We start from the raw sequence: 21,242 nt of genomic DNA, 5'->3' as shown, positions 1-21,242 counted from the left end.
AAATGATGATATACAGAATTTTGAATTTTTTAGATTGCTACGTCACTTACTAATAATAAGGCATTATTGCGTAGACCAATAAAATCTACTGTATAGAATTATAGTTTGACCAACAGCACCCATAAAAACAACCAATAATTTAGTATTGTTAACTCAATCCAGCGATCACATCATAGGATATAAAGAGTTGAGATTGTGCTATGTAACAATCTGTGTAATTAAGATCAAGGACAAACTGATATGATTCTAACCAAACATTTTCCTATCATACAAATATTATTCCCTTTATTTGGCGCTTTACTCTCAATAATATCTTTCCGCTTTATTATATTTGCACGAGTAATTACTATTATTTGCATTTTATCTAGCCTTTTAGTCAGTATTTATGGATATAACATTATACAAAACACCGAGCTATCCTATACTATAGGAGGCTGGACTTCAAATATAGGGATAGAATATCATCTAAATCCATTAAACCAAGCTACTACTATTTATCTTAACTTGGTTTTATTATTTTTTTTAGTTTGTTGTCATAAGATTACTAATCGTACAATCTTACAATATATCAACAATAATAGAAAATCTCTGTTTTACGGTATATTATTATTCGCTCATACCGGCTATTTAGGAATGATTAGCACTAATGATTTCTTTAATTTATATGTGTTTATAGAAATGTCAGCACTTAGTAGCTATGTGTTGATCGCATCAGGTAATAATCCAAAATCTTTAGTCGGAGCTTTTGATTACTTGATAATGGGTAGTATTGGTGCGACTTTTATTCTTATAGCGATAGGATTCTTACTGAGCATTACTGGTAGCTTAAATATGTATGATATTGCAGCTTATTTAAAAGAATACACTAAACCACGCATAATTACTATAGTTATAGGGTTTTTCTTAATAGGATCTATTTTAAAAACAGCTTTTTTCCCTATGCATTTTTGGATGATAAGAGCTTATAATAATACTGCTTCAATCATTTTAGTATATTTAGCAGGAATTTCTACTATCATAGGAATATATATAATATATAAATTTACTTATATCATTATAGGCTACGAGACAATAAAAACAGCTATTACAAATTTTATAAGGCCTATTGCTTTAGCATCTCTTATTATAGCTCCATACTTTGCATATCAAGCAAAAGACTTCAAAAATATTATAATTTATTCATGTTTCACTCAAATAGGTTATATATTCCTATTATACAGCACTAAAAACTGCATAATAATGCTACCCAGTTTATTACTTATAGATAGTATAAATAAAATGTCTCTTTTCTTAATAGCTGCTTATAATGAAAGCTATAAAAAAGCGCCTAACAAAATTTTAACTATAATTATTATTATTTGCAGTTGCGGTTTACCTATCAGCCCGTTATTTTTTATTAAAATAAATATTCTTGAAATATTATTAGCGCAAAGTCTACTATTAGATTTTGTGATCATTTTACTTAGCTCAGTAGTATCGTTATTTTACCATTATAAGATGATATTATTGTCACTCACACAAAAATATGCATAAAATTGAACGTGTGTTTAGATAACAACATCTACAAAATTCGAATTAATTATCATGATCATGCAATTTAGTACAACAAATCTCTTAATATTATCTACCTTATTAGTAGGTGCATTAAATTTAACTAGTCCGTATGCTACTAAAAAAGATAGTTTTATACGTAATTTTTTACTTATTACTATCGCTATTTTTTTCTACGGTAATATTTTAATTATAGATTTTTTGTTTTTAAAAGGTATAAGAGCAGAATTTGAATTTAATATATTCGGTAATTACTCTATAGGATTTCATCTTGAACCTTTAGGACTGATATTCTTAAGCTTAATAGGTTTTTTATGGATTTGTGCTTTACTTTACACCCCTAAATATCTTGCTATTAATAATATAGAACATTCTTCAAGATTCTTATTTTTTTTTAACTTAACTATTCTAATAGGAATTTTAATTGCTTTATCTAGTAATTTATTAACTATGTTTATTTGCTATGAGCTTCTAACTATTTCTACAGCCTTCCTAATAGGACATACTAGAAACAATATAGTACTGAGCGGGTTATATAAATATCTAAAGATTCTAATGATTTCTGCTATGTTATTATTTTTACCGGCAGTGATAATTATTTATACTAAAACTGGTAACGGAAATTTTGAAAGTTGCAGCATAGTAAATTACTTTACTAAAAAGCAATCAATTATTTTATTATTAATGTTTATCTTCGGTATTGCTAAAACTGCGATTTTCCCTGTACATTCATGGCTTCCAGCTGCAATGGTCGCGCATTACCCAGTCAGCAGTTTACTTCACGCAGTAATAGTTGTTAAAACTGGACTATTTTGTATTTATAAAATCCTATTATATATATTTGGTTTATCATATTTACAAATTATATTTGCCGAGTTTAATTGGTTAATTTTTATACCGATAGTGAGCATATTTTACAGTTCAATTAAAGCACTAAGGACAGATAACATCAAAAAAATACTTGCATACTCTACTATGAATCAACTAAGTCTTGCCTTACTGAGCGCTTTCATGTTAACACCTAAGGCACTTGGAGCTGCAATCCTACATTTAGTGTCACATTCTTTTACAAAAATCTGCTTATTTTATAGTATGGGGAGTATTTACAGCGTAAAAAAAACTGATCAAGTACAGAATTTACATGGTATATACAAAGAATTGCCTTTAATTGCTCTTATTATATCTATCTCTTCATTATCATTAATAGGCATACCTATCTTTAGCGGATTTATTAGCAAATTCTCTATATTACTTGCCGCAAGCGAACAGAATCAAATTATCGTTATGATTGTCGTAATAGCTAGTAGTATATTCTCAAGCATTTACCTTCTCAAAATTCTAAGTGCTATATATAAACCTTCTGCATTAGAATATAGCGTCACAAAACCACTTCCATATTCTATACATATCAGTATAATCATTTGTGCTTTAGCTATAACATTATTTTATTTTATTCAAATCCTAATCAGAGAATTTATATATATTACATAATATATATACATTATAGCATATTTTATATATAATTTTTATGTATAAGCGATGCTCAATATAGTATAAATTATTAAAGCAACAGGATTTTTACGATCTTTTTTAGATATATTATGAATAAAGTGTACTACAAAGGTTAGAGCACACAGTAATACGAATTACGCATATAAAAACAAAATTTTTAATATCGACAAACATTTTAAAAGCACTTGGCTAACATGATCAATGATTAGATCATAAATATAGGACAATTTACGCAAGATCAAGATATTGATGATATAAAACACAGTACTTAAATAAATATTCAATAGTTTTATAGCAAAAAATGTGATTAATAAGTGCTAAAACAATACTTAATAGTTTAATTCTGAATCAGGATATATTACATATTTTATTGAAAAAATTATTAATTGGAGTGATAGAGCAGATAATACGAGTAGTCTTATAAAATTTTTAGCTTTTAGAATATGTAAAAACTTTTTTCATGTGCTATTATGAATAGAAGAAGCATATATATTGAAAGTAAGTCACTATTGGTACTCATGATTTATTCCAAATGCAATAGTTCACAACTATCATCTATTAACTTTAAATGTAAAAGATTTTAAAAAGATTTCGAAACTAGAAGTATAAACAACTTCGCTAAAAAATTAAAATGTTTATTCAAAATACAAAATTTACATTTCCTTTTACTAATTTCAATCTTATATTTGATTTTAATCCACAAAATCAGCTAATAGCGCTATCGTTTATAATTATTACTACTATTTTAAATCTTTATACAATTTCCAAAAAAAGAAAATTAGAATGCTTGATAGGTAGTTTATACTGTTTATCATCTATTGTATGTGTATTTGCAGCTGATTTTATTTCCATGATAATTTCAATTGAATTCATGACGATTTTTACATGCATAATTATTTTTTGTGAACAATTAAAGATACAACCGCTACGTCAATATTTCATTACTCATTTATTCAGTAGTGGGTTAATTTTAATTGGGATGACTCTGCAAATCACAACAATAAGTAACACAGCTTTTATTTCTTTAACAGAATCAGTAAATCATTTCAAGTTACCATCAATATTGATACTGACCGGTTGTTTGATTAATGCCGCGACTATTTTTGTAAACGGATGGGTAGTTAATTGCTATCCTGCAGCTTCAAGTAGCGGTGTAGTATATTTAATTAGTTTTACTACTAAAGTTAGTTTAATAATCATTTTAAAATTATTTAGTGGTCTTGAGATATTAAAACTTTTTGGAATATCAATGATGATTTACGGGTTAGTATTGTCTCTAATTGAAAAAAATCTTAAACGATTGATATGTTACCTCACTATATCACAGCTTGGTTTTATATTAGCTGCTATTAGCATAAATACTCCCAACATAGCTTATCTTATTACAAGCTTTATATTCATGCACATATTATATAACGGATTATTTGCTTTATATTTTACTTATATAGAAGATGAATATGGTATTAAAAATTATCAAGATCTTCATAAGAGTTCAATTAACCTTAATTTGTTAATTGGATTTGTTATTAGTATATTAATATATATCTCTATATTGCCTATGCGTTCTTCTTATATTAAAAATGCAATAGCTAATATTTTAAATGAGGAAAATATAATGCTATTTTTCAAGATAATAACTTGTACTGTATTATTTGAGTTGTTGTTAGAGAGTTTACACTTATTATACCGTCGTGCCTCAAGGATATGCAATACAAATATTAAACCATTTAGTATTATAGAATATTTTCTAAATAACGCGCTCAAGACACGGCATGATATAATAACGATACTGTACCTGCATTGCTGTATCATAACTTTATTCTTATGTTTACTCTATCCTATTCAAATATCACACAATACTAATTCTAACCAACTAATTATCATTACAATTTCACTATTATTAGCTTTAATATTTAGAAAAATACCACGCATTTCAACAGAAAATATTAATCTTGACCTATACCAATATATCGAAAAACTGATCTTTTTCATTGTCGATAAATATACAGAGAAATACGATAAAAAAAATGTAGAAGCACATATTAATTTAAAAGCTATTTTGGATAATATTCTAAGTAAAATATCTGCTTGGCATAATCAACAAACTGCTATATTTATAGTATTATTTTTATTAATTAGTTTTATTTTAACACTCTATTATACATCAACTTAACCGAGTTATTAAAATAAGTAATGATAATAATATCAAGTGTGCTAGTACTTCACCAAAAAAGAACAAAAACATGAAACCACCAATCGCAAATAAACAAAATTATAGTTTTGAAATCCACAAGCAAACAATAAAAGATGATTATAACTGGCTGCGTGATCCTAATTGGCCAAATGTAGAAGAAGCTAAAATTTTAGATTACTTAAAAGCTGAGAATAAATATACTGAAAATTTTTTTCTCGATCTGAAAAAAGATAAAAAAAAGATTTTTGAAGAATTAAAAGGACGTATTAAATTAGATGATGAATCAGTTTATATTAAAAAAAAAGATTATTACTATTACCATAGAGTAGAACGGGATAAAAATTATCCTATATATTGTCGTAAACATAACAGTCTCAAGGCAACTGAAGAAATAATATTAGATGTCAACTTACTTGCCACAAAAGGTGGTTTTACCGATATTGGGACAATTGCAATGTCACCTGATCAGAATTTAATGGCTTATAGCGTTAATTTTACAGGTAATGAACAATACAATATCAAAATATACAATCTTAAAAAGCAACAATACTTATCTAATGAAGTACAGGATGTCGCTCCTGTTATAATTTGGCACGCGCGACTCAACGGCTTTTTCTATATTACTATTAATGAAAATCAACGCTGGGATAGGGTCATATTTCATAGTTTAGACGGAGATATTACTCAAGACAGATTAATATTTGAGGTCAAAAACCCTATCCATTTTATTAGCTGCAAGAAATCCGCAAGTCATGAATATATTTTTATAAATTCAGGTGATCATAATGAAAATGAAATTTACGTAATTTCTATGCAGGATGATAGTTTTACACCTAAATTAGTACGTGTCGCAGAAAATAAAGTATTTTATGAAATAGAACATAATGGTAATTATTTTTATATTAAAACTAATTATAAAGCTAAAAATTTTCATATTATAAAAGTTCCAATTAATAATTTTGAAAATGCTAATTGGAATGATATTTATATCCAAGAAGAACAGGATAAATATTTAAAAAGCTTTGATGTTACACAAAATTATCTCATTTTAAATTATCGTTATAATGGATTGCCACTTATTAAAATAAAACAATTCCAAGATCAACATGAAAACATCATTCATTTCCCCGATGTAAGTTTCCAAGCAAATAGTTTTTCTACTAACTTTGAAGAAGACAACATCAGAATAGATTACTCTTCTCTAGCAAGACCAAATACCACTTATAGCTACGATTTTGATAAAAATAAATTAATAATATTAAAGAGCCAAGAAATACCTTCCGGCTTTAATCCAGACGAATATAAAGTAGAGAGAATATTTGCAGATAATGAAGGTGTAAAAGTACCTATAACATTATTTTATAAAAAATCTTTATTTAAAAAAGATGGTTCAAATCCTTTATATCTAATAGGTTACGGAGCTTATGGTATCACTATACCAGTTAATTTTAGAAACATAGCAGTAACGCTTACAAATCGTGGTTTTATTTATGCGATTGCTCATATTAGAGGTGGTGATGATTTAGGACATGATTGGTATGAAGCTGCTAAATTTTTAACAAAAAAAAGAACATTTGAAGATTTTATTGCCTGTAGTAGAACTTTAATTAAAGAAAAATATACAAATAACCATAATATAGTAATAGCGGGTGGAAGTGCTGGCGGTATGTTAATCGGTTACGTTCTAAATGAGAAACCAGAAATGTATAGAGCAGCGATAGCTCATGTACCATTTGTAGATGTACTAAATACTATGCTTGATGAAAGCTTACCACTCACTCTCTTGGAATATAATGAGTGGGGTAATCCAAAAGAGCGAGAATATTTTGATTATATTAAATCATATTCTCCTTATGATAACGTAAAAACACAAAACTACCCTGCTCTATTCATTACTTGTGGTATATCGGACCCGCGAGTTGGTTACTGGGAACCAGCTAAATGGGTAGCAAAATTACGCAAACTTAAAACTGACAATAATCCTTTATTGTTAAAAATAAATATGGATACGGGACATCAAGGTGCTGCTGGTCGTTTTGATTATTTGCAAGAGATAACTGATGAATTAGTATTTATTTTTAAAATCTTTGATGTAGAGATTTAAAGATTTGATTGTCATGACATATACTTGTATCGTGATCCAAAAACAAGGCTGAATACAGTGATAAAGCTATAGGATGACAGAATAAATTATAAAAACCATGCATAAAAATTATCTAGAACAATTACAAAAATTACCAATCACTTTAATTGTACTAATCATTGTAATTTGCTGTATTGGATTTATTGTCCTTTATTCTGCAGCGAATAGCAATTTACAACCTTGGGCTTATAAACAAATTATCAATTTTTGTATATTCTTACCATTAGCTATTATTATTGCATTAATTGATTTACGGATAATATTTAGGTTATCTTATATATTCTATTTTTGTGCACTAGCTTTACTAATAGCAGTAGAGCTTTTTGGTTCAACTGCCATGGGCGGAAAGAGATGGATCGATCTTGGTATAGTAAAACTTCAACCTTCTGAACCGATAAAAATCTCTATTGTATTAATGCTTGCTAGATATTTTCATCGATCTACAAGTGATGATCTAACAAAACTATATAAAGTTATCATACCGATTATAGGAATTTTAACACCTGCTTTTCTAATCATTAGAGAACCAGATTTAGGTACAGGTATGATTGTTTTAATTGTTGCAGCAATAATATTTTTTGCAGCAGGTTTTAGAATAAAATATTTCATAATACTTGCGCTTGCTGCACTTATTAGCATGCCTATTGCTTGGAATATGATGTATGATTATCAAAAAAAACGAGTGATGGTTTTTTTAGATCCAGAACATGATCCACTTGGTGCGAGCTATAACATTATTCAGTCTAAAATCGCTATAGGTTCAGGTAGCCTATTTGGACGTGGGTTAAACCAAGGTAGCCAAAGCCACTTAGATTTTCTACCTGAACATCAAACAGATTTTATCTTTGCAACCTTTGCTGAAGAGTTTGGTTTTATAGGCGGCATGTTTTTACTAATATTATATTTTGCACTTATCACTATTTCTTTATTAATTGGCGTAAATTGCAGAGAAATTTTTAGTAAATTAATGGTAATAGGTATCACTTCAATCTTATTTAGTCACGTATTTATTAATATAGCTATGGTGATGGGACTACTTCCAGTAGTGGGCGTACCTCTACCATTTATTTCTTACGGAGGAACAATGATTGCATCAATGCTAATAGGATTTGGACTTGTAATGAATGCGCAAATACACGGACATGCTACTTTAAACTAGTGCCATGATACTTATCGTGTAAAGTGAAAGTGCCAATTGAAAATAGAATCAATTTCTCCCAATTTAATTTTTTATCAAGAATTGATATAAGATAGAAAACGTTAACAATCAAAAAACTGTTGAAATACTATTTTTAAGTACTTAGTTTTGTGATTTACTGCTTTAATGATCCATTTTTTCTGAAAGACGGAACTAAATATTAGTTTACACGTACCTAATGATTCTATTGTTTTTTAAACAAAAAGTTAAAAATAAAGCAAATATAAAATACTTAAAAAGTATCTAATTTAACAAGAAAAAGTTCATCGCAAAACATACCGATGTTATTTTTTTATTTTTAAAATGGGGCACACTAAATTTTTTATTGTATATATAGCAATACCTTAAAAAGATTTTTCTATACTTTTTAGTAAGTTAAAATCCACAATTTTGTATCAATAATACAATTTATGTCTTATCTAGTGCTTTAATATATTTAGTTACTGCTGTACACACAGGGATTGTGAAATATGAGTGATATCGTTGCCTTTAAGCATAGTAATAGATTCGGATAAGTATAATTATCGATTCGTAATATTGAATTTTAACCAAAAAGCCAGAACGACTTTTAGTATGATTTTCTATTTATGATTCATTTTTAGTATTCCTTCAATACATACTTAATACTGTATCTGAATAGCATTGACATACGCGAGCGCCTCATGTTTTAGTATATGATGAATGCTATAAAATTAGAAGAGTTATGTTTTGTGTTGTAAATTTAACCTTTTCTCTATAATACTCTTGCCATATTGTTTTTTTCTAGTTAAAACAACTATATACTCTGTACTTCAGGTCTAAAAATTTTGATTATCATTTCATTCAATTATAAATCTATAAGTATCATCACTACTTCAGTCGTATGTTGAATGTGTGGAAACACATTAGTAAACTATGATAATTGCAAGCGTAATAGATAAATTTTTTTTCAATTCTTCTACATCAACTATATATAGCTTTTAATTCAATATTGTCAAAGAGTTTTTAGTGTAAAAGCAAGTTTTAAATTCTTCTTTTTAAAAAATCATTCATACATTGCAAATTGATGACAATTAAAGTTAAAAATTATAATAACAAGTAATTCCAAGGAAGTATGTAAATTTGCACTTTTGGGTATTTTTTGATCTTTAAGAACCGTCACTTTGTTTTATTCATTTCTTTTTGTTTATGCTGTAATTTATACGATGATGCTTTTTCTTCTATGTAATCTAAAAAGAAATAAGTAAAAGTTAAAAAACTAGTAAGAATTATAGCAAATGTTATTAATATTAATTTAAGCTCTTTCCTGGCATTTTTAGCATTTAATCTCTTATCTACCTCTTCATCAATATAAGATTCTAAGGTTAACATTTTGTCTTCTTGATTGCCCATATTTTAACTCTTTTATATTAACTTATACATGAATGATATAGATTCATTATCACCTGAGAGAAGTAATCTATAAAAGTAATTAAAATAAGTCAACTATAATTATAGATTGTAATAATTATATATTTAATAATCTTTTTTACTAAAATAGTGTATACTATATTTAATGACAATTAATGATACTTGCTAGTTTTTAACATAGCAATACATAAGCTTGATTCATTAACAAACTATATTCTAATAGTTCAGAATTTCATCTCAGAAATCATATCAAATATGAATTACAACACGTTAATTAAAATTATGACAATATAGATTATTTCCAATTTTTAGTCATAACGTAAGAAATAAACGTAATAAGATGTAAAATTATTATTTTAGCTTGCAATATAAAATTAACTTTCTATCTATTCATAATTCGATTTTTTTATATAAAGTTTATGTACTATTAGGCTTGAAATTTGCGGTACAATATTATCAAGTACTCTATTTAAATGACATATTATTTGAAAAACCTATACTTTTAGTTATGCTATTTTATTTAAATTATTTAGATCTTCTTCTGTGAAATGATATTCAGTTATCATTTTAAGTAGTAATTTATTATTCATAAACTCCTTTTTACTTCAAACAGTTCAAACTTCATTACTGTAACAGTTTTGCTATCTTTATTATATTATATAATAAAATTAAATAATGGATATTTTTATGTTCTAAAGAAGTAATACGATATATAAATTTTCTTTATCTAGAATTGAATAAAACATCAATTGTAAATTTTTTAATAATAAATATTATACAACTTTAAATTCTTAGATTATCGACAATAGGAATCATTATCTAGGAATAAGCATATGAGTGATTATACTAGGGCACAATAATATCTTTAATGTCTTAAGCAGGAACATACCACAATATAATGGTTTAAGATAAAATAGATTCAATAATATTGATAGTGATAACAGAAACTTGATTAAAGGTAATTTATATATTATAAAATAACAATTTTGTAGATATTTTATTCACCACTAATAACTCATTTGGAACAATCGCTTATCATATTAGTAACAGTATTGAAATAATCGATAAAAATTATTGAATTATAATACTGATCTATTACTTACTACATTTAATGTTTTAGCAGCAATGATTAGTATATAATTGCAAATTAAACAACTTAAGCTAATTTAAGTGGAAATATGATATTTACTTAGAACATTAGTACAGGAATATTTACTAAAAAAATTAAAATAATCAAACTAAAATGTTAATAGAAACTGATGCAAAATATTACAAAAACTTTAATACTATTTAATACGATAATATTAAAACCTATAAATTATTGCATTTTTACCACTAAATTAAAAATCAATAAGTTTAAAATTATTTAAGATTGTTAATAAAATTTGACGTATTATTTAAATAATATTAAAATTTAATTAAACACCTTATTAATATCCTTTAATGAATTGAGATATCTTTAGCACATAAATTAAATATATATATATAAGTTTTTTGATTAAATTATTAAAAATTATTCAAATGTCAGATTATAAAGACGATGCTCAGATTAAAAATACACTTGGAGCAATTAAAACTCAACTTACCGCTACCGCAAATCCATCAGAACTTGCACGTTTAGCAAGTGCTACAGCAGATTTAGCGTTAAGTACTAATAATAGTGAGCTACTAGAACAAATTAAAGGAGTACAAGCTGCAATTGCTAAAAAAGAAGAAACTGCAGAGCATAACATCTCTTCTAAAATAGCTTCTGAGAATTTTGAAAAACAGCAAATTAATAATGAAGTTTTACACACACAACACGAATCTGAAGCACGAGAAGCAAGATTAAAAGGAAATTATATTCAATATGATACAGTAGAGGAAGCATTATATTCACTTTTACAAAAAGAGGCAGATTTAATCAAGAAAGCTAATAATATCCCTGAGTCCTTAACACATGATGATCTTCGAAAATTAAAAGGTGAGAATTTAACTCCTGAAGAACAAGAGGACGAAAGGAAAAAATTGGAATATCTTAGTATACTCGGAAGTATAATTGATGATACTAAAAAATCTAATGAACATTATGATAAACGAGCTAATGAAATTGATGAACAGCTAAACAATACTATAAGAAATGAAGAGTTTAGGAAAAATTTAGAACAAGAGAAAAAAAAGATTGAGAAGAAAAAAGCTCAAACAAACGAAGCTCTCAATAAAAAACTTAAACCAATATACAAACAAATGGATGAAGAGCGAGAAGAGCTTTTTAAATTAGCTGAAACATTACCTCAGTATGCTAAAGTCAATATAGACAAGCATACGAAATTATATGCAAAGCAATATCAAACCAAGATTGAAAATGATCCTAATTATAAAGAACTAAAAAAATTACAAGAAATCGCAAATAAAATAGAATACAGAAAAAAATCCAAAACCAACGAAATACATATAACGAATAATCCTAATCCAACTGTTGTTGAAAATTTGTTGGAAGAGAAAATAGATGAAATTTCTAGTAAAGAAATTAGAGAAGCAATTAACGTAATAAAACAAGAGGTTAATGTAAACACAAAACCTTGTACAACTCCACTCACCCCATCGCGTAGTCCAAGTATGCAAAGACTTGCTAACAAAACCAAAGGTATTGAATAATAAAAATTAAGGAAAATAATTTATGCCATTTAGATATAAAAGAATTAACATAGAAAAGCATAATAAAAGCGATTTCAAATCATTAGATATGATGTTAAATCAAAATTACTTCTATCAAAATAAATTTGAAGAAATTAGAGAATCATACTTAGCAGATCGCAAGGTACAAGAAAACCCTAAATATTTATCTGATCCACAATTAAGAGCAAAAGTAGAAAAATATTTTGAAAAAACAGCTTGGGATCTATTATTAAATTATATTGTAGGAGTCAAAGAAGCAGCATTTTATTTAGCCTCAAGCTATATAAATGGTTACGGTGTAGATCAAGATGAATTTTTAAGTAATTTAACTCTAGCCGTAGGAGTTAAACTCGGTGACAAAAGATCAATTAAAATGTTAGATGGAGAAGCGCCACTGCCAACATATATTCAAAAATTTGCGGATAGATGCATAAAAGAGATAAAAAAACATAAGAAAGAAGTACAAAATCGTGATGTAAGCTGTGAAGAAATAATGGCACGTGCTAAAGCATTTGACTATTTTGTTAAAACGAATACTAAACATTCTTATTATGATACTATACATGAAAAAAATAACGCTTCAATGAAACATTTTGCTTACTATGTCGAACCAATAATAGAAAATAACAGTCAAGATCAACTCGAAGCTATTGGACAATTAACGAAATTCCACTGCGAAATATGTTAACATTACCGTATTAATATACATACATATGAAGTGCTTTAAGTTGTGCGCTATTTCTGTGTTTATCGTACAAAACAAAAGTATGTGATAGGTTTTCTGGTAATATGTGCATTTTAAACATATGATGCTGTTCATATGGTCAGTGTTTTTAAATAATTTATTTTACTGTAAAATAATTCTTTTACTTTTAAATTATTAACATTTATCTTTTGCTATACTTATCTTGTAAAGCTTATAATGGTTTAATATAGATCTAAAATAATTGTTGTGTTAACTAATTATTTAATGTCTATAAAACTTTAGAGGTTGAAATATGTATTATAGAATCATCAGTTCTTATAGTACAGTTTCAATATATGTCTATAACTCCATAATATAGAGGAGCTAAATTATACTGAATTGCAAACTAACATCATCCTATTTAATATTCATTAGCAGCTCTAATACCGTTTTTCTGAATTAAGTATAAAGTAATACTAAAAATAGCAGAACATAATAAAATGGATGATAGTTTTACTGGGGACAGGATAAAGATACTAAATTTAGTTGCCAATTTATTTTATTGAATAAAATGCAAAATGTATTCTCAAGAACTAATGAATAAATAAGTACTGTTTTATTCATGACACTAACAACTGGCTCCCCGGGCCGGACTCGAACCAGCGACCGAACGGTTAACAGCCGTTTGCTCTACCACTGAGCTACCGAGGAATATAAAATGATATAAACTTAGATACTTCCTTATAACAAATCTTTTCTAGAACGTCTATAGTTTTCTTTATATAAAAGAAAAAATTATACATAATACTACGGTCTAGTAATTTTATAATAGCATTAGTTATTAAAACCTCATTCAATAAGTTATTGAGTAAATACTAAAGACATCATCATAATACACCGTTAGCAACCATGATCATCAATTAATATAAAACTTCTGATAATCTACATAAATTTTTGGTATTCTAACTAGAACTCTTATTATATTGATATGAATTATTATATTCACTTTATAACTTCGCTATAATAAACTTTTATTTTACAATTTTATTGTTTATAACAAATAAGAGGAAAAAATTAAATAATTAAGTATAATTCTTACTATATACTAATATTTTATTCACCTCCAATTTGCAATGCTGCAATAAATGCAGATTGTGGAATTTCTATATTACCGTACTGTCTCATTTTCTTTTTACCTGCTTTTTGCTTCTCAAGTAGCTTACGTTTACGGCTTATATCACCACCATAACATTTTGATAACACATCTTTACGTAGTGCTTTAATAGTTTCACGAGCGATAATACGATTACCAACACTTGCTTGAATCGCTATATCAATTTGCTGTCTTGGTATTAAATCCTTTAATCTTACGCATAAAGCCCTACCACGCTGTTCCGCACGTGATCTGTGTACTATAGTTGACAACGCATCAACAACCTCACCGTTAACTAAAATCCTAAGATTAACAAGATCAGAAAGTTCATAAACATCCATTTGCCATTCAAAACTTGCATAACCTTTAGAACAGCTTTTTAAACGATCATAAAAATCATAAACTATCTCATTTAACGGTAATTTATAAACTATTTTAGCTCTATTTGATATATAGCTATGATCAAGTTGTATACCTCTTTTTTCTTTACAAAGCGATAATACCGTGCCTATAAACTCATCCGGCACCATTATAGTTGCCTTAATCCATGGCTCTTCCATCGATGCTATTTTTTGCAAATCAGGTAAATCGGCTGGGTTATGAATTTCTAAGCTCTCACCATCCAACATATAGATTTTATAGATCACACTTGGAGCAGTAGTGATTAAATCTAAATTGAATTCTCTACTTAAACGTTCTTGTATTATCTCTAAATGTAATAGCCCTAAAAAACCACACCTAAAACCTACCCCAAGAGCTGAAGAGCTTTCCATTTCATACTCAAAACTGGCATCATTAAGACGTAATTTAGCTAAAGAGTCCTTTAGATGTTCAAATTCTGCACTATCTGTCGGATAAAAACCACAAAACACTACGGGTATATTCGGCTTAAAGCCAGGTAGTGCTTGTTCGCAAGATTTTTTCTCATCAGTTATAGTATCACCAACTTTACAATCTGATACCCGTTTTATCGAAGCTGTAAAAAAACCAATTTCCCCTGCATATAAAACATCCGAAATATGTTTTTTCGGAGTAAAAAAACCAACATGCTCAACAGTATAAACAGAATTTGTCCCAATCATTTTAACACGCATATTTTTACGTAAAGTACCATCAATAATACGTACCAAAATAACTACACCAAGATATGGATCGTACCAACTATCAACCAGTAATGCTTTTAAGGTATCTGTGCTACTTTCTTTTGGGGAAGGTAATTTATTGATTATTGCTTCTAGAACTGAATCAATGCCTATACCGTTTTTAGCAGATATTAGGACAGCTTCACTTGCATCAATTCCAATTATATCCTCTATTTGCTTCTTAACATGCTCAGGTTCTGAAGCTGCTAAATCAATCTTGTTAAGCACTGGTACAATCTCATGATCATTCGCAATTGCTTGATAAACATTTGCAAGAGTTTGAGCCTCTACGCCTTGAGTGCTATCCACGACTAATAACGAGCCTTCACATGCAGCCAAGGACCTACTAACCTCATATGAAAAATCAACATGCCCTGGAGTATCCATTAGATTCAAATAATAAGTATTACCGTTTTTAGCTTTATATACAAGCCGTACAGTTTGGGCTTTAATAGTAATACCTCGCTCTTTCTCTATATCCATCGAATCTAACACTTGCTGACTCATTTCCCTAGCATTCAAACCTCCACAATGCTCGATTAACCTATCAGCTAACGTAGATTTACCGTGATCTATATGAGCAATTATTGAGAAATTCCTTATATATTTTTGATTATTCATAATTATTGTGATATAATTTGTATTTTATTATCCATGTCATTGTGGACTACCATAAAAAATACAACAATCTTATGCATTCTTACAAAATTTCTTTGTCAAAATTTGTAATCTTCCCTACAATGACGGCTATAATCACCATAATACAAAATTGAAATTTAGAATAGGAAAAAATAATGCGAGCCGGAATAGAAAACTATATAAAAAACATTGAGCAATCTTTAGAACTAATTTGGAGGTCACTTTGACATTGAATCATTAACTATAAGACTTACAGAATTAGAAGAATTAACAGCAGATCCAAGTTTATGGAATAATAATGCTAATGCACAAATATTACTAAGAGAAAAAACTAATATAGAAGAAAAACTAAATGTTTTTAATAACCTCAAATCAAATTTTGAAGATATTTTAGAACTTGAAGCAATGGCTGAAGTCGAAAATGATTTCGAGACTCTTAATCAAATTGAACAAGACTTTAAAAAATTAAGTATCATTGCCGCTAAACTTGAAACTGAGTGCTTATTTTCAGATGAATCAGACTACAATAACTGCTTTTTAGAAATTAATGCTGGAGCAGGAGGAACTGAAAGTCATGATTGGGCATCGATTATGATGCGTATGTATTTACGTTTTGCTGAACGACTTGGTTTTAAAACACAAATAATAAATATGATTAATGGCGAAGAAGTAGGCATTAAATCATGTACGATTAGAATAATAGGTAAACGAGCTTACGGCTGGTTTAAAACAGAAGCAGGAGTGCATAGGCTAGTGCGCATTTCTCCATTTAATGCAGCAGGCAAAAGGATGACTAGCTTTGCAAGTAGCTGGGTATATCCAGAAATTGATGATGATATAGCAATCACTATTGAAGATAAAGATTTAAGAATCGATACTTTTAGAGCATCAGGTGCAGGCGGACAACACGTTAATACAACAGATTCTGCAGTACGTATCACGCATATACCAACAAATACGGTAACACAATGTCAAAGTGACAGATCACAACATAAGAATAAAGCTCAAGCAATGAAGATGCTTCAAGCAAAACTCTATAAGCTTGAAATGCAGAAACGTACTGACAGTGTTGATAAACAGAATGCTAATAAAACCGATAATAGTTGGGGGCATCAAATTAGATCATATGTTTTGCAACCTTATCAAATTGTAAAAGATCTACGTACTGATTACGAAACTTCCGATACTAAAGGAGTACTTGACGGTAACCTTGAAAATTTTGTCTCCGCAAGCCTTGCTATGAATGCTAGTGGTAATAAAAAATAAAATATTTCACCTTCCTGCTGAGCCTTTCCTTGTTTTTTCTGTATTTTGATAATATATCGTTTTGCCAAAATTTGCATTTATTGCATAACACTACACCTCAGAATTTCCGTCCTTTGTCATATCTTTATCTATATTACATCTATATTTACTTCTCTAAATTAGATTGTTTACGGCATAAAAATATAAAAAATAAAATCCCATCAAAAGAATCACATATATGATTCGATCTCATTAGCTTATAACTTTCGTCTATTTCTTGCGTTGTAAATTAAATGCAATAAATACATCTTGTGATTAAATTTTAATTAATCGTGATCTCTTTTGCATCTTGTTCTTTAACTTCAATACGAGGTAAAATAATAGTAAGTATACCATTCTTTAAGCGCGCAGAGATATTTGTTTGATCTACATCTTCATATAATGATATGACATAATTAAAATTTTTATTCATATAATTATCTGAATCATTGGCTTTATTTTTTTCTTCTATATTCCCGGCAATAAATAATTTCTTGCCATTTAATTTAACCTTAATTTGGTTTTTATCAAAACCTGGCACTTCCATAATAATAACATATTGTTTATCTTTGGTAATAAATTTACTTTTTATGCTACTAGATTCATAAAACATTAATCTATTATTAAATAAATGATCAATATTTGTAATGTGACTATCTATCAAATCTGCTACCTGACGCAGCGGCGTCGCATTAATGTAATCATAATTCTTACTAGCTATTGCAATATTACTAGATAAAATAATAGCAAATATAGCTGGAATATATTTTAACATAGTACTATCTCCATATTTATTAGTTATATTTTAATATATAAAATTATCTATATTAAAATTCAAGTCTTAATATTGATATAATTTGCTAAAAGCAAAAAAAATAAAAACTAATAATCCAACAAAATAGTTTACTATCCTATACTACATAATTATGTATAAATTATAGTACGAATAATACACGACTTTGCAAATATTTTTAAACCTTGGAAAAGGTTATACTATTGCTATTTCTATTGTGCTAGTTTATCGTAAGCAATATGACAATCTAAAATATTTCTAGGATTTTAAAACTAATCGCACTAATATATCATGTTATTGATTTAAGTAAGTAATAATAAATAGCTATCTATAGATAGTATAATAGTTATGATACTAAGATTGTCATGCTATTGTAATAGTTATTTTTTTAAGAAAAAATGTTAATAAAAATAATTCTTTTAAAGAGTTTTTTAATGCTTTTCTAGATTGCAACATTACTGCGTACTTTGGCCATAACTATTTTTTGACTACTTTAAATTAGACCAAATGCGATTTTTGGCAATATAGAATAATATAGTAAATACTATCAAAAACATCATTACTTTAAGACCTATAGATTTACGGTGTTCCATTTCCGGCTCAGCTGCCCATTGCAAGAATACTGTAACGTCTCGGCTCATCTGCTCTACACTTGCGTTAGTACCATCCATATAAGTTACTTGCCCGTCTGTAAGCGGTGGCGGCATTACGATTTGTGCACCTGGAAAATACGGATTATAATGAGCTCCATGCATCATCTTAAAATATGCAGGTGGGTCAGTGTAGCTGGTAAGGAGCGAATATATATAATTAGCTCCATCATAACGAGCTTTTATGATTAATGATAAATCAGGAGGATTGGCTCCATTATTAGCTTTCCTTGCAGCTTGCTCATTAGGATAAGGTTGGACAAAACGATCATATGGAAGAGCTGGACGCTCAAACATTTCACCGTCATCATTTGGACCATCTTTTACAGTATAACCTTTTGCAATCTCTTTTATTTCATCATCTGAAAAACCAATATCTTTAAGGTTACGGTAATATAGATTATTTAAACTATGGCAAACACTACACACTTCTTTATAAACCTGGAAACCTCTTTGTGCAGCTTCACGATTAACTGTTCCAAATATCCCGTCAAATGACCATTTCATCTTTTTGAGATGTAATGCCTCTGTATTTGCAATACTCAAGCTAGAAGTTACGAATAGGATAATAAAGATCAGTAGTTTTGTGTTCATAAAATTTTTGAATCATCATTGTATTATTGTATGGAAAATTAAACTTTTTGACTAAGCAATAATATAATTATCATCTTTAGATGACATCTTCCTACACAAGGATATTTGAATTACAAGATAATTTCACTATACAAGCCCAATTTATTTTATTTTAGTTTAATATTCTCTTAAGTTGACTTTAATTTGTCTTTCTCTATTGATTACTTAATGTATAATTTGATGAATTGCATAAAATGCTTAAATTTAATAATTAAACTTTTATTAAACAAATTATATAATTCTTGTATTGATATATACTATTTATTAAATTAGTAGTATAAAGTATACTATTTTTCTTACTGGTTACTTATTAGTATATACTAAGTTCAAAATACTAAGCTCAGTAATCTTACCTGAGATTACTTAGTCTAATTACTGCATAACTCGCCTTAGATTAACAACTCGTATAATAGTATTATAATTCATTTGGTAAAGGCAAAGGTTTTTCATATTTACCTATTAGCGGTAGAACTACTAAGAAATGACAGAAGTAGTAACAAGCAGAAAAACGGCTAATTATAATATAAGGCTCGGCTGGTGGTTTACTGCCTAAATAACCAAGAAACAAACAATCTGCCATAAATATCCAAAAAGCAATTCGGTATATTGGTCTATAATTACCACTTCTAATCTTTGAAGTATCAAGCCAAGGTAATAAAAATAATACAAAAATACTTCCAAACATTAAGAATACTCCAGCAAGTTTAGATGGTACAGCTCTAAGAATTGCATAAAACGGTCGAAAATACCATTCAGGTACGATATGCGCAGGAGTAACTAACGGATTTGCTGGAATATAATTATCTGGATGCCCTAAATAATTAGGTTCGTAAAAAATAAAATAAGCGAATATTATGAAATAAACTCCAAAACCAACAAAATCCTTTACGGTATAATAAGGATGAAATGGAATAGTATCTTTAGTGCTTTTCACATCTATTCCTTTTGGATTATTTGAACCATGCTGATGTAATGCTAATAAATGCAGGATAACTAAAGCAACAATAATAAACGGAAATAAATAATGCAATGAAAAGAATCTATTTAATGTCGGATTATCAACAGAAAAACCGCCACACAACCATATAACTATTGGCTCACCTATTAGCGGAATAGCTGAAAATAAATTAGTAATTACCGTTGCACTCCAATAGCTCATTTGCCCCCATGGCAATACATATCCCATAAAAGCAGTAGCCATCATGATTAAAAAAATTATAATTCCGATATGCCAAAGCAGTTCTCTAGGGGTTTTATAAGAACCGTAATATAATCCACGTGCAATGTGTAAGTATATGGTAGCAAAAAACATTGATGCACCTACAGTATGAGTATAACGCAGCAACCAACCGTAATTTACATTACGCATAATTCGCTCAACACTCTCAAAAGCATGATCAACATGTGGTGTATAGTGCATAGCAAGTATTACACCAGTGATGATCTGGATCACTAATGCAATACCGGCAATAGAACCTAAAGTCCATAAATAATTAAGATTTTTTGGAGTTTGATAATAACTAAAATGTTTAAAGAAAGAGAAAATAGGCAAGCGATAATCTATCCACTCAATAATACCATTAGACTTTTTATGGGTCATCTCTTTATTCATAAATAA

Annotated in this window: 13 protein-coding genes and 1 tRNA gene; 8 read left to right on the top strand and 6 right to left on the bottom strand. The window is 28.3% G+C overall.

What is annotated here, in order from left to right; genetic code table 11:
• Positions 1–240: 240 nt before the first annotated feature.
• The 5 genes from RT_RS01370 to rodA all read left to right on the top strand — a co-directional run bounded on the left by RT_RS01370 (position 241) and on the right by rodA (position 8,559).
• Positions 241–1,533, top strand: a complete 1,293-nt coding sequence (locus tag RT_RS01370; protein WP_011190740.1) for a proton-conducting transporter membrane subunit — start codon at positions 241–243, stop codon at positions 1,531–1,533.
• A 51-nt stretch (positions 1,534–1,584) separates the two neighbouring features.
• A complete protein-coding gene (locus RT_RS01365) occupies positions 1,585–3,042 on the top strand; it encodes a proton-conducting transporter membrane subunit (RefSeq protein ID WP_011190739.1) in 1,458 nt (485 codons plus the stop codon).
• 652 nt (positions 3,043–3,694) lie between these two features.
• Complete coding sequence (locus tag RT_RS01360; RefSeq protein WP_011190738.1) at positions 3,695–5,236, top strand: proton-conducting transporter membrane subunit; 1,542 nt, start codon at positions 3,695–3,697, stop codon at positions 5,234–5,236.
• Between the two features lie 70 nt (positions 5,237–5,306).
• Entirely contained in the window at positions 5,307–7,361 is a 2,055-nt protein-coding gene (locus RT_RS01355) for a S9 family peptidase (protein WP_011190737.1), read from the top strand.
• Between the two features lie 97 nt (positions 7,362–7,458).
• Positions 7,459–8,559, top strand: coding sequence for a rod shape-determining protein RodA (rodA, locus tag RT_RS01350; protein WP_011190736.1), 1,101 nt, complete (start codon positions 7,459–7,461; stop codon positions 8,557–8,559).
• Between the two features lie 1,176 nt (positions 8,560–9,735).
• Here rodA and RT_RS01345 read toward each other — a convergent pair.
• The gene (locus RT_RS01345) at positions 9,736–9,969 is read right to left on the bottom strand and encodes an RC1041 family protein (RefSeq protein WP_011190735.1); all 234 of its coding nucleotides are present in this window, start codon (positions 9,967–9,969) and stop codon (positions 9,736–9,738) included.
• Positions 9,970–11,508: 1,539 nt separating this feature from the next.
• Here RT_RS01345 and RT_RS01340 point away from each other — a divergent pair.
• Together RT_RS01340 and RT_RS01335 are read left to right on the top strand one after the other, a co-directional pair.
• Positions 11,509–12,624, top strand: a complete 1,116-nt coding sequence (locus tag RT_RS01340; protein ID WP_014419420.1) for an RP278 family tick cell line-upregulated protein — start codon at positions 11,509–11,511, stop codon at positions 12,622–12,624.
• Between the two features lie 22 nt (positions 12,625–12,646).
• Positions 12,647–13,333, top strand: coding sequence for a hypothetical protein (locus RT_RS01335; protein WP_011190733.1), 687 nt, complete (start codon positions 12,647–12,649; stop codon positions 13,331–13,333).
• Between the two features lie 633 nt (positions 13,334–13,966).
• Here RT_RS01335 and RT_RS01330 read toward each other — a convergent pair.
• Positions 13,967–14,041 (bottom strand) — tRNA-Asn (locus tag RT_RS01330).
• A gap of 402 nt (positions 14,042–14,443) precedes the next feature.
• A complete protein-coding gene (gene lepA, locus RT_RS01325; RefSeq protein ID WP_011190732.1) occupies positions 14,444–16,246 on the bottom strand; it encodes a translation elongation factor 4 in 1,803 nt (600 codons plus the stop codon).
• Positions 16,247–16,419: 173 nt separating this feature from the next.
• On the opposite strand from lepA, the gene prfB reads away from it, so the two are divergent.
• A protein-coding gene (gene prfB / locus RT_RS01320; RefSeq protein WP_122036762.1) for a peptide chain release factor 2 occupies positions 16,420–17,530 on the top strand; the annotation gives its coding sequence in 2 pieces (ribosomal slippage) (positions 16,420–16,488 and positions 16,490–17,530; 1,110 coding nt in all).
• Between the two features lie 301 nt (positions 17,531–17,831).
• On the opposite strand, the gene RT_RS01315 is transcribed toward prfB, so the two are convergent.
• The 3 genes from RT_RS01315 to RT_RS01305 all read right to left on the bottom strand — a co-directional run bounded on the left by RT_RS01315 (position 17,832) and on the right by RT_RS01305 (position 21,236).
• Complete coding sequence (locus tag RT_RS01315; RefSeq protein WP_011190730.1) at positions 17,832–18,323, bottom strand: Hsp20/alpha crystallin family protein; 492 nt, start codon at positions 18,321–18,323, stop codon at positions 17,832–17,834.
• Positions 18,324–18,829: 506 nt separating this feature from the next.
• Positions 18,830–19,585 (bottom strand): cytochrome c1, encoded by a 756-nt coding sequence (locus tag RT_RS01310; RefSeq protein ID WP_011190729.1) that lies wholly within the window; start codon positions 19,583–19,585, stop codon positions 18,830–18,832.
• Between the two features lie 454 nt (positions 19,586–20,039).
• Positions 20,040–21,236 (bottom strand): cytochrome b, encoded by a 1,197-nt coding sequence (locus RT_RS01305; protein ID WP_011190728.1) that lies wholly within the window; start codon positions 21,234–21,236, stop codon positions 20,040–20,042.
• Between the last annotated feature and the right edge of the window lie 6 nt (positions 21,237–21,242).

Source organism: Rickettsia typhi str. Wilmington (genome assembly GCF_000008045.1).
Lineage (GTDB): Bacteria > Pseudomonadota > Alphaproteobacteria > Rickettsiales > Rickettsiaceae > Rickettsia > Rickettsia typhi.
This window is presented reverse-complemented; position numbering and strand designations above follow the sequence as displayed.

Excerpts from the sequence above, each read along its gene's own strand:
- RT_RS01370 (WP_011190740.1), top strand. The coding sequence starts at position 241 with ATGATTCTAACCAAACATTTTCCTATCATACAAATATTATTCCCTTTA.
- RT_RS01365 (WP_011190739.1), top strand. The coding sequence starts at position 1,585 with ATGATCATGCAATTTAGTACAACAAATCTCTTAATATTATCTACCTTA.
- RT_RS01360 (WP_011190738.1), top strand. The coding sequence starts at position 3,695 with ATGTTTATTCAAAATACAAAATTTACATTTCCTTTTACTAATTTCAAT.
- RT_RS01355 (WP_011190737.1), top strand. The coding sequence starts at position 5,307 with ATGAAACCACCAATCGCAAATAAACAAAATTATAGTTTTGAAATCCAC.
- rodA (WP_011190736.1), top strand. The coding sequence starts at position 7,459 with ATGCATAAAAATTATCTAGAACAATTACAAAAATTACCAATCACTTTA.
- RT_RS01345 (WP_011190735.1), bottom strand. The coding sequence starts at position 9,969 with ATGGGCAATCAAGAAGACAAAATGTTAACCTTAGAATCTTATATTGAT.
- RT_RS01340 (WP_014419420.1), top strand. The coding sequence starts at position 11,509 with ATGTCAGATTATAAAGACGATGCTCAGATTAAAAATACACTTGGAGCA.
- RT_RS01335 (WP_011190733.1), top strand. The coding sequence starts at position 12,647 with ATGCCATTTAGATATAAAAGAATTAACATAGAAAAGCATAATAAAAGC.
- lepA (WP_011190732.1), bottom strand. The coding sequence starts at position 16,246 with ATGAATAATCAAAAATATATAAGGAATTTCTCAATAATTGCTCATATA.
- RT_RS01315 (WP_011190730.1), bottom strand. The coding sequence starts at position 18,323 with ATGTTAAAATATATTCCAGCTATATTTGCTATTATTTTATCTAGTAAT.
- RT_RS01310 (WP_011190729.1), bottom strand. The coding sequence starts at position 19,585 with ATGAACACAAAACTACTGATCTTTATTATCCTATTCGTAACTTCTAGC.
- RT_RS01305 (WP_011190728.1), bottom strand. The coding sequence starts at position 21,236 with ATGAATAAAGAGATGACCCATAAAAAGTCTAATGGTATTATTGAGTGG.